This window comes from Bifidobacterium sp. (assembly GCF_022647885.1).
Lineage (GTDB): Bacteria > Actinomycetota > Actinomycetes > Actinomycetales > Bifidobacteriaceae > Bombiscardovia.
Window position 1 is genome coordinate 650,552 of the sequence record NZ_JALCLM010000001.1, and the last position, 12,812, is coordinate 663,363.

Annotated in this window: 14 protein-coding genes and 1 tRNA gene; 12 read left to right on the forward strand and 3 right to left on the reverse strand. The window is 48.9% G+C overall.

The features are described 5' to 3' along the window. Nucleotides 1-22: 22 nt before the first annotated feature. Together fucP and LKI20_RS02620 are read right to left on the reverse strand one after the other, a co-directional pair. Complete coding sequence (gene fucP / locus LKI20_RS02615) at nt 23-1,360, reverse strand: L-fucose:H+ symporter permease (protein WP_291769482.1); 1,338 nt, start codon at nt 1,358-1,360, stop codon at nt 23-25. 68 nt (nt 1,361-1,428) lie between these two features. Next, a complete protein-coding gene (locus LKI20_RS02620) occupies nt 1,429-1,818 on the reverse strand; it encodes a VOC family protein (RefSeq protein WP_291769485.1) in 390 nt (129 codons plus the stop codon). A 220-nt stretch (nt 1,819-2,038) separates the two neighbouring features. Here LKI20_RS02620 and LKI20_RS02625 point away from each other — a divergent pair, with 220 nt between their 5' ends. Together LKI20_RS02625 and LKI20_RS02630 are read left to right on the forward strand one after the other, a co-directional pair. Then, nucleotides 2,039-2,827: an alpha/beta fold hydrolase gene (locus LKI20_RS02625; RefSeq protein ID WP_291769488.1), complete on the forward strand. Its 789-nt coding sequence runs from the start codon at nt 2,039-2,041 to the stop codon at nt 2,825-2,827. Then, the gene (locus LKI20_RS02630; RefSeq protein WP_291769491.1) at nt 2,808-3,371 is read left to right on the forward strand and encodes a TetR/AcrR family transcriptional regulator; all 564 of its coding nucleotides are present in this window, start codon (nt 2,808-2,810) and stop codon (nt 3,369-3,371) included. Before LKI20_RS02625 ends, LKI20_RS02630 begins: the two co-directional genes overlap by 20 nt. A 494-nt stretch (nt 3,372-3,865) precedes the next feature. Here LKI20_RS02630 and LKI20_RS02635 read toward each other — a convergent pair. After that, nucleotides 3,866-3,939, reverse strand: a tRNA-Met gene (locus tag LKI20_RS02635). A 485-nt stretch (nt 3,940-4,424) separates the two neighbouring features. Between LKI20_RS02635 and LKI20_RS02640 the strand changes: the two genes are divergently transcribed. The 10 genes from LKI20_RS02640 to LKI20_RS02685 all read left to right on the forward strand — a co-directional run bounded on the left by LKI20_RS02640 (nt 4,425) and on the right by LKI20_RS02685 (nt 12,702). Next, entirely contained in the window at nt 4,425-5,483 is a 1,059-nt protein-coding gene (locus LKI20_RS02640) for a homoserine O-succinyltransferase (protein ID WP_291769494.1), read from the forward strand. 69 nt (nt 5,484-5,552) lie between these two features. Beyond that, nucleotides 5,553-5,708, forward strand: a complete 156-nt coding sequence (locus LKI20_RS02645) for a hypothetical protein (RefSeq protein ID WP_291769496.1) — start codon at nt 5,553-5,555, stop codon at nt 5,706-5,708. Between the two features lie 29 nt (nt 5,709-5,737). Then, on the forward strand, nt 5,738-6,550 hold the full coding sequence (atpB, locus tag LKI20_RS02650) for a F0F1 ATP synthase subunit A (protein ID WP_291769499.1): 813 nt from the start codon (nt 5,738-5,740) through the stop codon (nt 6,548-6,550). A gap of 65 nt (nt 6,551-6,615) precedes the next feature. Next, nucleotides 6,616-6,846 (forward strand): F0F1 ATP synthase subunit C, encoded by a 231-nt coding sequence (gene atpE, locus LKI20_RS02655; protein ID WP_033494620.1) that lies wholly within the window; start codon nt 6,616-6,618, stop codon nt 6,844-6,846. Between the two features lie 49 nt (nt 6,847-6,895). After that, nucleotides 6,896-7,426, forward strand: coding sequence for a F0F1 ATP synthase subunit B (locus LKI20_RS02660; RefSeq protein WP_291769507.1), 531 nt, complete (start codon nt 6,896-6,898; stop codon nt 7,424-7,426). A 42-nt stretch (nt 7,427-7,468) separates the two neighbouring features. Continuing rightward, complete coding sequence (locus tag LKI20_RS02665) at nt 7,469-8,299, forward strand: F0F1 ATP synthase subunit delta (RefSeq protein WP_291769510.1); 831 nt, start codon at nt 7,469-7,471, stop codon at nt 8,297-8,299. A 46-nt stretch (nt 8,300-8,345) separates the two neighbouring features. Beyond that, nucleotides 8,346-9,977, forward strand: a complete 1,632-nt coding sequence (atpA, locus tag LKI20_RS02670) for a F0F1 ATP synthase subunit alpha (protein ID WP_291769512.1) — start codon at nt 8,346-8,348, stop codon at nt 9,975-9,977. Between the two features lie 3 nt (nt 9,978-9,980). Then, nucleotides 9,981-10,910 carry a F0F1 ATP synthase subunit gamma gene (locus tag LKI20_RS02675; RefSeq protein ID WP_291769515.1) on the forward strand — a complete coding sequence of 310 codons (930 nt, stop codon included), beginning with the start codon at nt 9,981-9,983 and terminating at the stop codon, nt 10,908-10,910. Nucleotides 10,911-10,918: 8 nt separating this feature from the next. Then, on the forward strand, nt 10,919-12,409 hold the full coding sequence (gene atpD, locus LKI20_RS02680) for a F0F1 ATP synthase subunit beta (protein ID WP_291769518.1): 1,491 nt from the start codon (nt 10,919-10,921) through the stop codon (nt 12,407-12,409). Then, entirely contained in the window at nt 12,409-12,702 is a 294-nt protein-coding gene (locus LKI20_RS02685) for a F0F1 ATP synthase subunit epsilon (RefSeq protein ID WP_291769521.1), read from the forward strand. Before atpD ends, LKI20_RS02685 begins: the two co-directional genes overlap by 1 nt. The last annotated feature ends 110 nt before the right edge of the window (nt 12,703-12,812 follow it).

Here is a 12,812-nt window from a genome sequence, read left to right on the forward strand (position 1 = left end):
ACAGTACTTGTCGGATTGTCTACTACTTTGCCAACGCAGCTTCTTTTTTCTGCTGCGGGGTTAAGGTATCGTGCTTCATTTCTGTCCAGAAGTACCAAGAGACCGCTAGTAATTCAATCGCGGGAAGAATGAAGGAGAATTGCATTGAGCTTGCATCTGACAGTGCCCCCTGAAGAGCTGGCAAAACTGCACCACCCACAATGGCCATCACGATAATCGCTCCTGCAGTTTCGGTGTAGCGCCTATCTTTGACTGTTTCCAAAGTGCGCGAATAGATTGTTGGCCAGCCAGGTCCGAGGAAGAAGCTAACTCCAACTGCGAGCCACACGGCAATAATGTTATGAATGAACACCGTTCCAAGCAGCATCAGGGTACCTAAAACTAGGTATGTTGCCAGCACTCGTGTTTCCCTGAACTTGGATAGTAAATAGCTGCCGAAGAAACGGCCAACAAAGAAGAATCCATAACTCCACAACATGAAGTTCGAGGCATCACGGTCGCTGAAGGATGGGAACATATTCAGTGCGAGTCGCATCGTGAATGACCATATGCCCGTTTGCGCACCAATATAGATGAACTGTGTAAGGATACCTCGTTTATATCTGTTGTTCTTTGCTAGATAGATGAGGGTTTCTTTCAAGCTTGCTGAGGCAACTTTGCCTTCGGTAGTTTTTGGCCGTCCGGTTGGGAATTTGGTGACTACGAACAGGATGATGAGCACACCAAGTGCAATTAGTACATACTTGTACGGTGATAGCGTTCTACTCAGCTGCGCGGTTCCGTAAGCTTTGGCTGCGGCCTGTGACAGACCAGACATTTCAGTTTTCAGATTTGTATCTTGGAAAACGAGATATTTGCCTAGCAGTATGCCAACGATCAGGCCGAGAGCGTTCATGGTCTGTGAAATATTGAGTCGTAAGGTTCCTAAACGTTTCGGGCCAAGCAGAGTGGCATAAGTGTCACCTGATGTTTCCAAGAAACTTAAACCTATTGCCTCAATGAAAATGGCGAAGAGGAATATGCCGTAGGTCGCGAATTGGGATGCTGGGAAGAACATCAAGCATCCGAGTGCAAACAGTGACAGACCAGCGATGATGCCTGCTTTGTAACTAGTTTTCTTGATAAACAAAGAAGCAGGAATAGCAATGATGAAATAACCACCGTAGAAGGCGCTCTGCACGAATGCAGTTGCTAGATCGCTGAGGTCAAAGACGGCTTTGAACTGAGTGATCAGTATGTCATTAAGACTCGATGAAACTGCCCAAATGGCAAATAGTATTGAGACGAGGACGAATTGCAGAATTGGTGTGCGGTTGAGATAGCCGTCTGACTGCTCTACCCAGCGTTGTTTTGTTGACACTACTTCCCCCAAAGTTTTCGGTGTCTTGATGATGCTCTAATAACGGTGAACTACAGAATCTCGATACATTACAGAATCTGGCAGAACTCGATAGTTTCTCCGTTTGGCCCAAGCACGTTGAAGTAGGCAATGCCATTATCCCAGAATGAAGGAATGTGTTGGATTGAACCTTCGACAAAGTTGAGATTCAATTCTTTGGCAGCTTCAAATGCCTTGTCGATATCGGTGGTATTTAATGCAAAATGGTTAATTGCGCCTGCTGCATTGGGCGTCGAATCCACTGTCCAAACTTCAAGAGTAAGATTCCCAAATCTCAGAAATGCACATGTGCTGCTGCCATTGGGGAATTTGCCGGCTACCTCGAACCCCAAAGTTTGGTAATAAGCAATTGTTTCATCCAGTTTGGTGGTTGGAATACCAACGTGTTGGATGCCTGTGATGTATTCGGTTAGATTCATGACGTCTCCATTGTCCGTACTACGTTAACCTCGTTAATATAATATCACTGTTAAGACATGTTGATTTTTTTACTCATTTTTGTTGTGGCAGTAAACGTCAACGGCGATTCTTTTGACGCAATTTCGTGTGTATGAATGCTGACTTACACGAGAAAATTCGAGCTTGACAGCAAAAGCTAATATCCGTATCTTATAAGCTATGACTATTAGCTTTATGTCAATGAATAACAGATCTCTCGCTGTGGAAATTCACGGCAGTGGGCCGCTTGTCGTATGCTCACCAGCGATGGGAGACACGCGTGATGCATTCGATCCACTAGCTCAATATTTGACTGCGCATGGATTTCGCGTTGCACAGATTGATCTGCGTGGACATGGCGATAGTGATGCTGATTTTCCGAAGTACGGAGACGAAGCTACCGCTAATGATTTGCTTGCCGTAATAGACCAATATGGTGATGGACATGCTTATGTAGTTGGTGCGTCGATGAGCGCAGCAGCTGCGGTTATCGCTGCAGGAAAAAGACCTGACGCAATTGCAGGAATGGTTCTCGTTACGCCATTTTTACGTGGTGATGGAGCTATCTCGAGGGTGGCATCGAGCTGCGCGCTTGCCCGCCCATGGGGCCCGTATGTTTGGCAAGCATATTCGAGCAAACTCTGGCCTGGGCTCGGGGATGAAGCTAAGGTACGCGCGGCTCATGCCACTAGGCTGCTTACTAGGTCAAGATATTGGAGGGCGTTTACGCGCACTACGAAAACCGATCATAGTGTTGTTGAGCCTTGGTTCTCACGGATTAACTCACCTTCACTGATTGTCATGGGTACTGCGGACCCTGATTGGAAAAGTCCCAGCGATGAAGCACGGTGGGCCGCAGAAAAACTGAATAGTCAGATACTGTTGGTCCCAGGAGCTGGTCATGCCCCGATGCTGGAGTCCCCTGAGATAGTGTCTCCACGAATCGTCGGATTTCTCAAAGGATTGTCAAATGCCACGCGCAGGTCTTAACACAACGGTCATTGTTGAAAGAGCGAGCGAGATAATCGATGCTGAAGGGATTGAGCACCTTACTTTGGCGCGGCTCGCATCTGATTTTCATGTTGCGCCTCCGAGCTTGTATAAGCACGTGAAAGGAAGCTCTGACCTACTAAACCTGGTCGCGACGCAGGCGACTAGTGATTTAGCTGCACGCATCAACCTAGCTATACGAGGCCTGTATGGAAAACAAGCGCTTGTTGCTCTGTGCAATTCATATCGATCATTTGCCAGTACGCGTCCTGGTTGTTATCAGCTGACTCAGCAATCACGCGATTATGAGCCTTGGAAAGAAGCAGCCAATGAAGTGATTGCGGTCGTGGTCGCGGCGCTTCATAGCTATGGCATCAATGAGCAAGACATCAGTCACATTCGATTTGCCAGGTCAGTATTACATGGCTTTGTGTCGCTGGAACTTGATGGAGGCTTTGCACTGCCTAATTCAATCGATGAGAGTTTCGAGCTGCTGATTGAGCAACTAGATGCCTCATTTCATAGAGTCCCTTCTGGGCAATGATAAACGTTTAACCATTGCTTATTGGCAAAAGGGTTGTTAACAAGGTGTTCAACGGAGGTGTTATCGCAGTCTCATGTGCCTTGTTGAATGATTTAGGAACCTTGCGGTATCGTCTCGGGCAAAGCTATACATAAATATGGCGGGCAGAGATATTGATGACTATTACAACTGGCTGCTCAAACACGAGGGACATATGGTGTGCCTGTGTTTTAATCTGAGTCGATCGCGGAGATGATCGTTTGGGAGTCAACGGAAAAGAATCCGAGAAGTGGTGATCTCATAACTATATTAAATATTAAATATTAAATATGGAGACTCTGCGCATCGAAGAAGTTCTCGAGCTTCTGTTGTCCTCTGACTGAGTGTGTATTGCCACTGAACGAATTTATACCAGAGCATACGAGCGTAAGAAGAGCCGGGCCCAATAACAAGCATCTCTGATTACCTATAATCTAAAAAAGGCTGAGACTCCATAGAGCCTCAGCCTTAACCAGTAGCGGGGTCAGGATTTGAACCTGAGACCTCTGGGTTATGAGCCCAGCGAGCTACCGAACTGCTCCACCCCGCGTCGGCTGCCTTGCGACAGCTCTATCTACTTTAGGGGTGAAGCTGAGAATGTCAAACCGGTGTGGCGCACTTTGCTGGTAGAGGAAGAGGAGTCGTGCTGGAAACAATCAGCAAGATATGTAATTCTTTGCAGATTGTTGCAATAGTCATATGAGTTTTCGCACAGATAGAAAAAGCTGAAGATACATAAGACTCCTACATATAAGTGGTACAGGAACAAATGATCTGTGCTCAGTTTTGTGCTCAGCATAGTGCGCGATTAAGAAGCTCCTACAAGAATGTCAGCGCATATTTCTAACTGTTAGGGTTTTCTCCTATCCGGATTCATTTCACCTCTCTACTTGATTTCTCGCGCCCAATGCCAGCCACTCCTAGACTTGAACCTTCTTCTCAAATCGAGCTATTACTCATATCTGCAGCAGCTCATAAACACAGCTAATAGCGAGAGGCCTGTACCTCACAGCGAAGCTTGCAATAATGGTGAGTATGCCTATCAATATTCCCAGTGGTTTGCCAGCACGGGCGATTCTCGACTCGGAGAGAATCTTTGCTTTGGAGCGCCCAGAAGCCGAACAACAGGATTTACGCCCGCTGAGACTGCTGATATTGAACCTCATGCCGAAAAAGATTGAAACAGAGACTGAATTATTGCGGTTGATTTCTAAATCACCTCTACAAGTCGAGGTTGATTTTATGAAAATAGCTAGTCACGAGGCCACACACACCAGTCGTGACCATCTACTGAAGTTCTATGAACCCTTGAGCGAAGTAAAAAACAATTACTACGATGGTTTTGTAGTGACTGGCGCGCCGGTCGAACATCTAGCTTTTGACGATGTGGATTATTGGGATGAGTTCAAAGAAATCCTCGATTGGGCGTCGTCTCACGCTTTTTCCACGCTATACCTGTGCTGGGGTGCCATGGGTGCTTTGAACTACCGCTATGGTGTGCGCAAACATGTTCTTGACAAGAAAATCTTTGGTGTGTTCCCCCAATATTTGCAAGACGAATACTGCTTTATTACTAACGGTTTTGATGAAATCACGCTTCAACCTCATTCTCGTCTTGCTTCAATGGACGAGGACGATATTGCTGCTAACCCTGATCTGCAAGTGCTTACTTGGGGAGAGGAGTCAGGTCCTGGTCTGATTGCGACTCGAGATTTTTCTGAGATATTTGCGCTGGGGCACTGGGAATACGGGAAATACACGCTTGCCAATGAATATGCGCGAGATATGAGCAAAGGCATGACCAATGTGCCCTTCCCTAAAAATTATTATCCGCATGACGATCCAACACAGGAGCCTCTCTTTGCATGGAGAGCTCATGCCAACCTACTGTGGCGTAACTGGCTGAACTGGGTATATCAAACCACACCGTACGATTTACGAGAGGTTCCAGAGCTCAGAGCCAATAAACGTTTAGGTACAGATCGTTCAATTCGCCACCAACCTGGTAGTCCGCGGCAAGATGGATACGCCATATTCGCAAAAGACGGGTATGGTGTGATTCAGAACGTGCGGGGTACGAACGAAACGGCATGATTCCAAGCTTTAAGGCAGAAAGAGGCGCAAAACGCCGCAAAAGCCTTGCAGCTCAAGGGATTCGGGGTCATGTCCACATTCGCAAGTAGACCATTCACTAGCCATTCGGAGCAGAATGTCCGCGTCTACGGGATTTGCTTCCCGAAGGTGCTGGCGGACTGCTTGATGGGTGATGTGAAGAAACCTTCGCGTCACAAAGTCATCGATTACTGGCGTTATATTTAATGCTGGTCGGGAAAAGCAGGAGGCGTTAGATGACGGGTTTGTACAGTGCACAAACGCTGGTAGCCGCGTCGAATGAGCCGGATTATCCGACTATCCAAGACTTCCTTCCTCCAGAGATCCTCTTTCAAGGAACTCCTTTCGCGATCAATCGCATCATTCTGGTACGCATTATTGCAACTGTGGTGTTATTGCTTGTCCTTGGTATCACGGCTTCGCGTGCGAAGCTTATCCCCGGTAGATGGCAATCAGCCGTTGAATGGGTTTTGGACTTCGTGAAAAACAACATCGTATATGAGGTCATGGGGGAGTTGCGCGGTAAACGCTACGTGCCGATGATCACCACGGTGTTCCTGTCGATCGCGGTATTCAATCTTTGTGGTGAGATATCAGGATTGAACATTGCAGCTACAGCAACCATTACGATGCCCTTGGTGTTCGCTATTTGGACATTTTGCCAATACTGGGGTGCGGCTATTCGCGAGAAGGGTCTTGGCACCTATCTCAAAGAAGAATTAATTCCTGAAGGTGTGCCGGCACCGGTGCTGATTCTTGTAGCACCTATGAATCTCTTGGAGATTCTTATTATTCGGCCACTGTCACTTACTATCCGACTCTTCGCCAACATGATGGCAGGGCACATCGTGCTCGCATTGTGCTTGGCCACCACGCAATTCTTCCTCTTTGAGGTTGCAAACAAAGCGATGGTGCCGCTCGGAGGTCTGATGTTTGTCGCTGGCTTCGCTATGACACTGTTTGAAATGTTCATCGCTTGCCTACAGGCATTCATTTTCTCAATTCTTTCCACTGTATATATCAACCTCAGCTACCCGGAGAACGACTAGACTTCGGGCAGTCACCGGTTTTTCGACGTATCGAGTTCGAATAAACCACCAGAAAGGAATCAACTATGGATATGGTTACTCTTGCACAGGTCGCTGGCAACCTGAGTGCTGTTGGCTACGGTCTTGCAGCAATTGGACCAGGAATTGGTCTAGGTATTGTTATTGGCAAAACCATTGAAGGTACCGCTCGTCAGCCTGAGCTCGGTGGCCGTTTGCAGACACTGATGTGGATTGGCGTGGGTCTTATTGAGTTCCTCGCACTGCTCGGCATTGTCTGCGGCTTCCTTTTCAGCTAAACGACAGACGTATGGTCAGCAATTGGATAGGTGAAAGGAGGGTAACGAAGTGACGATAGCAGCAGAAGGCGGAATTAATCTGTTCCTGCCAAAGACATACGACATCGTATGGTCGTTGTTAATCCTAGTGATTATTGCAGTGTTCTTCTACAAGTTCTTCCTGCCCAAGTTCCAGGCGATTTTCGATGAACGTGCCGCCAAAATCGAAGGTGGTATGGCCAAGGCAGACAAGGCTCAGCAAGAAGCTGAGGTTGCGAAGAAGAAGTATGAGGACCGACTTAGTGAGGCCCGTGTCGCAGCTTCGAAAATTCGAGATGATGCCAGGGCTGAAGCCTCGCACATTATCGCTGACGCCCGTAGTCGCGCCGAAACCGATGCCACGCAGATTACTGCGAATGCTCAGCGTTCGATTGAGTCCCAGCAGCAGCAAGCTCTAGTCAGCCTTCGTGGTGAAGTTGGTGCTTTGGCCACTGCGCTTGCTGGCAAGATTCTCGGGTCGAAGCTTGAAAGCGAAGACGTGCAGAAATCGATGATTGATTCGATGATTGAGCAACTCAATGACGGAAAGAAAGAGCGCTGACGAACAGATTCAGGTTCGTCACACATTGCAAGAGGAGGTGACATGCGCGGAGAGACATCGCTGAACTCCGACCGGTGCGCCCGGGAGAAGTTTGCACCAGCACTGCGCGAAGCAAACGTGCAGGCCGGTGTCGTGTCAAGCGAATTGTTTGATTTCGCCAACTTGCTGGACTTAAATCCGCGTCTGGAACGAGCGCTTACTGATCCTTCACGTCCTGCGAAGGACAAGAAGGCTTTGGTCGATCAGCTTCTGGATGCTTCAGGAGCTTTGCCCCTGACCAGAGAGATTCTTGAAGATCTCGCTCAACGCGGTTGGAGCAAGGTGGACCACATTGCCAATGCAGTTGAGGATCTTGCAGTTGACGCCACGCTCTATTACGCAGATGTGAAATCGGTAACTGCGACTGTAGCGATTGAGTTGGCGAAGATTCATTCCGCCTTCCTGAATATGCCGCAGGTACGTTCGCGTCTTTCGGATACACAAGTAAGTGCAGATACTAGGATCAAGTTCCTTAAGCAATTGCTTGCAGGTCAACGTCTTAATCCACTAACTATAGTTCTCGCTGAGCATGCGACTAGGGATTTGCGTAATCGTAGATTCCTCTCGACACTCTCGTGGCTAATCAATGAGATTTCACGTCATATGGGAGAGCAAGTGGTTACGGTTGTTTCAGCTGTCCCACTTACTCGCGATCAGTTTAGCGGCATTATTTCGGCGTATTCTGCAAAACTTGGCAGGCCGGTGCATATCAACTCAGTTGTAGACCCCAAGGTTCTTGGAGGTTTACGAATCCAGTTTGGAGCTGAAGTGCATGACAACACGGTTGTAGCTCAGCTACAACAGTTGCGTCGCAAAGTTGGGGTAAGCGCATGATGTGCGTGCGAAAGACTTATCAACAGTACAAGAAAAAGGAGTGATCATGGCGGAACTTACCATTGATCCTGCCACGATACGCAAGGCGCTCGATGATTTCGTCGAGTCGTACGAGCCGTCCGAGACACCCACCCAGGAGGTCGGGTATGTGCGGACTGCAGGCGACGGCATTGCGCATGTGGAGGGGCTGCCTGGATGCATGGCCAATGAGTTGCTGACTTTTGAAAATGGCACTCTTGGATTGGCATTCAACCTTGATGCTCGCGAAATCGGTGTGGTTATCCTCGGTGATTTTGCAGGTATCGAAGAAGGCCAAGAAGTAAAACGAACAGGTGAGGTGCTTTCTGTTCCAGTCGGTGATGGTTATTTGGGTCGCACGGTTAACCCTCTTGGCGCACCAATTGACGGACTTGGGGATATCAAGAGTGAAGGTCGACGCATTTTGGAAGCTCAGGCTCCTGATGTGATGCACCGTCATCCGGTCGATGAACCTATGTCAACTGGAATCAAGGCTATTGATGCTATGACCCCAATCGGTCGTGGACAGCGTCAGCTCATCATTGGTGATCGCCAGACTGGTAAGACAGCACTTGCGATCGATACCATAATCAATCAAAAGCAAAATTGGGAGTCAGGCGATCCCAAGAAACAAGTGCGTTGCATCTATGTTGCTATTGGGCAAAAAGGTTCGACTATTGCCTCTGTTCGTGCGTCACTAGAAGATGCCGGAGCTATGGAATACACCACAATCGTGGCTTCTCCAGCTTCTGATTCAGCAGGTTTTAAGTACATCGCACCGTACACCGGCTCGGCTATTGGTCAGCACTGGATGTACAACGGCAAGCATGTTCTGATTGTGTTTGATGATTTAAGCAAGCAGGCAGAAGCGTATCGATCAATTTCCTTACTGCTGCGTCGTCCGCCGGGGCGCGAAGCATACCCAGGTGATGTGTTCTACTTGCATTCCCGTCTTCTGGAGCGTTGCGCAAAGCTTTCTGACGGATTGGGTGGCGGTTCGATGACCGGTTTGCCGATTATCGAGACGAAGGCCAACGATGTATCTGCATACATCCCGACCAACGTTATTTCCATCACTGATGGACAGATCTTCCTTCAGTCCGACTTGTTTAACGCCAATCAGCGTCCTGCAGTGGATGTCGGTATTTCGGTGTCTCGAGTCGGTGGTGCCGCACAGACTAAGGCTTTGAAAAAGGTTTCGGGTACGCTGAAGATTTCTTTGGCTCAGTACCGCTCGCTGGAATCCTTCGCTATGTTCGCGTCAGATTTGGATGCAGCATCAAAGGCACAGTTGACACGAGGAGCACGTCTGACTGAGTTGCTCAAGCAGCCGCAGTTCACGCCATATCCAATGGAGCAGGAAGTCGTTTCAGTATGGATTGGTACGCACGGCAAAATCGACGACTTGGATATCAAGGATGTGTTGCCATTCGAGAAGGGTCTTATGGACTATCTCGACCACAACACCACCATCCTCAAGACGATTCGCGATACTGAAGACTTCACTAGTGACACCGAGCAGGCTTTGGACGCTGCAGTAACTGAGTTCCGCGGAACATTTGTTACCAAGTCCGGTACTACGCTCGAAGGTGCGAAGAAGAACAAGGAAGCGGGTCCAGCTCCTATCGAGCAGGAACAGATCGTTGCGGGGGCGAAGTAAGCTATGGGCTCCCAACTCGCATTCAAGTCAAGGATCGCCTCAACTGCGTCGCTGGAGAAGATCTTCAACGCGCAGGAGATGATCGCGTCCTCGCATATTTCCAGAGCCCGTAACGTGGCTTTGGATGCGAAGCCGTATACTGATGCGATTTTCGATGCAGTTCAGTCTCTGGTTGCTCACACACATATCACTCATCCAATCGTGGAAAAGAAAGAGGACAACGACAGAGTCGCGGTTCTCGCTTTGACAGCCGATAGAGGTATGGCAGGCGCCTACACCTCATCGATTATCCGCGAAACGGAAGGTTTGCTTGCAGGTCTTGATAAGTCCGGTAAACAGCCTGAACTGTATGTTTATGGGCGCAGAGGCGTTTCCTATTACAAGTATCGCAATCGTGATATTGCAGGTACTTGGGAAGGTGACAGCGATCAGCCAGGCGTAGAAGTTGCGGAGGAAATCTCCAAGGCTTTGCTGGATGCCTACATGACGCCTGCCGCCAAGGGTGGTGTAGCTGAGCTGTACGTGGTGTTCACCGAGTTTGAAAACATGGTGACACAGAAAGTTCGTGTACTGAGAATGCTTCCGGTGGAGTTGGTTCACACACCGAAGGAAATTCACGTCGACAACAAACCGATACCACAAGAGAAGAACGATAAAGCCGCTCCTCTCTACGCTTTTGAGCCTGGTGTTGATGAAGTACTCGACGCGATTCTGCCGAAGTACATTCAGTCAAGAATTCACGAATGTCTGTTGACTGCTGCTGCTTCAGAGACAGCAAGTCGACAAAATGCTATGCACACAGCTACGGACAATGCACGAAATCTCATCGACGATTTAACACGCAAGCTGAACGCTTCGCGTCAGTCTTCGATAACTCAGGAACTTACCGAAATTATCGGCAGCGCTGATGCGTTGAACAAAGAGGAAGGGTAGGAACGCCAATGGTTGAAGAGCAAAGCACTCAGACCACAGCGGCACCTGACGAGGTTGCAGAACCGACTCAGGGTCGTATTACACGCGTCCAGGGCTCCGTCATCGACATTGAGTTCCCGGTGGGTCATCTGCCGGACATCTACAACGCCTTGACTGTCAAGATCAATTCGGTAGGAAATACCGAAGGTGAAACCCTGCATGAAATCACCCTTGAGGTGGAGCAGCATCTGGGTGACTCGATTGTCAGAGCTGTGGCTTTGAAGCCTACTGATGGCTTAATCCGTGGTGCTCTTGTCACCAATACGGGCGGGCCAATTGAGGTTCCAGTCGGAGATGTGACCAAAGGCCACGTTTTTGACGTTGCAGGTCACATACTTAACGCCAAGGATGATGAGCAGATCACCGTTTCCGAGCGTTGGCCAATCCACAGGAATCCACCGGCATTCGATCAGTTGGAGTCCAAAACCCAGATGTTCGAAACGGGCATCAAGGTTATCGATTTGCTGACCCCATATGTGCAGGGTGGCAAGATTGGTCTGTTCGGTGGCGCCGGAGTTGGCAAAACCGTGTTGATTCAGGAAATGATTCAACGTGTGGCACAGAATCACGGTGGTGTATCTGTGTTCGCAGGCGTTGGTGAGCGCACCCGTGAGGGTAATGATTTGATCGGCGAAATGGCCGAGGCTGGCGTGCTCGAGAAGACCGCCTTGGTCTTCGGACAGATGGATGAGCCCCCGGGGACTCGACTTCGCGTGCCGCTGACTGCACTGACGATGGCGGAGTACTTCCGCGACGTGCAGAATCAGGATGTGTTGCTCTTTATCGACAATATCTTCCGATTCACACAGGCAGGTTCTGAGGTTTCCACATTGCTTGGGCGTATGCCTTCTGCAGTGGGTTATCAGCCCAACCTTGCTGATGAGATGGGTGCTCTTCAGGAGCGCATCACCTCCACACGAGGACATTCGATTACCTCGCTTCAGGCTATTTATGTGCCCGCTGACGATTACACCGATCCTGCCCCCGCGACGACCTTCGCCCATTTGGACGCTACGACTGAGCTTTCTCGAGATATTGCATCAAAGGGTATTTACCCAGCTGTAGACCCGTTGTCATCTAACTCGCGAATTCTTGATCCTAGGTATGTTGGCCAAGCTCATTATGACTGCGCGAACCGTGTCAAAGCGATTCTGCAGCGCAACAAGGAGCTTCAAGACATCATCGCATTGATCGGTATTGACGAGTTGTCTGAAGAAGATAAAACTACTGTCAACCGTGCCCGTCGTATTGAACAGTTCCTCGGTCAGAACTTCTATGTGGCTGAAAAGTTCACCGGTCGTCCTGGTTCATATGTTGCTGCTGACGAGACCATCGAAGCATTTACGCGTATTTGCGACGGTGTATATGACGATGTCCCAGAACAGGCCTTCACTGGAATCGGCGGAATCGACGATCTAGAGAAGAAATGGCACGATATGCAGAAGGAATATAACGCATAATGGCCGGCGAAGAGAAGTCCACGATGCAGGTAAACATCGTAGCCTCCGATCGTCCAGTATGGTCAGGGACTGCGAGATCCGTGACCATACCAGCCTCTGAGGGTGGTATGGGCATACTTCCTGACCATGAACCAGTGTTGACCGTTATTCGAGAAGGCGTTGTTACTGTGACGGAAGCCGAAGGTACACAACACGTTTTCCAAGTCAACGATGGTTTTATCGCTTTCGATTCAAATAAGTTGACGGTCGCTGTAGAACGTGGATCGCAGCTTAAGAGTGGTCAGCAAGCCTAACAAGTATTGAGAGTTCTGTAGTTTCTACCAGCCATAGAACTCACGAGATGTGATGACGGGTGTTGAAACACCATAATTGCCATATTTGGCGAATATTATGGTGTTTCAAC

Bases quoted from the DNA above. Each gene is read 5' to 3' on its own strand.
- LKI20_RS02620 (WP_291769485.1), bottom strand. From the start codon at position 1,818: ATGAATCTAACCGAATACATCACAGGCATCCAACACGTTGGTATTCCA.
- LKI20_RS02625 (WP_291769488.1), top strand. From the start codon at position 2,039: ATGAATAACAGATCTCTCGCTGTGGAAATTCACGGCAGTGGGCCGCTT.
- LKI20_RS02630 (WP_291769491.1), top strand. From the start codon at position 2,808: ATGCCACGCGCAGGTCTTAACACAACGGTCATTGTTGAAAGAGCGAGC.
- LKI20_RS02640 (WP_291769494.1), top strand. From the start codon at position 4,425: ATGCCTATCAATATTCCCAGTGGTTTGCCAGCACGGGCGATTCTCGAC.
- LKI20_RS02645 (WP_291769496.1), top strand. From the start codon at position 5,553: ATGTCCACATTCGCAAGTAGACCATTCACTAGCCATTCGGAGCAGAAT.
- atpB (WP_291769499.1), top strand. From the start codon at position 5,738: ATGACGGGTTTGTACAGTGCACAAACGCTGGTAGCCGCGTCGAATGAG.
- atpE (WP_033494620.1), top strand. From the start codon at position 6,616: ATGGATATGGTTACTCTTGCACAGGTCGCTGGCAACCTGAGTGCTGTT.
- LKI20_RS02665 (WP_291769510.1), top strand. From the start codon at position 7,469: ATGCGCGGAGAGACATCGCTGAACTCCGACCGGTGCGCCCGGGAGAAG.
- atpA (WP_291769512.1), top strand. From the start codon at position 8,346: ATGGCGGAACTTACCATTGATCCTGCCACGATACGCAAGGCGCTCGAT.
- LKI20_RS02675 (WP_291769515.1), top strand. From the start codon at position 9,981: ATGGGCTCCCAACTCGCATTCAAGTCAAGGATCGCCTCAACTGCGTCG.
- atpD (WP_291769518.1), top strand. From the start codon at position 10,919: ATGGTTGAAGAGCAAAGCACTCAGACCACAGCGGCACCTGACGAGGTT.
- LKI20_RS02685 (WP_291769521.1), top strand. From the start codon at position 12,409: ATGGCCGGCGAAGAGAAGTCCACGATGCAGGTAAACATCGTAGCCTCC.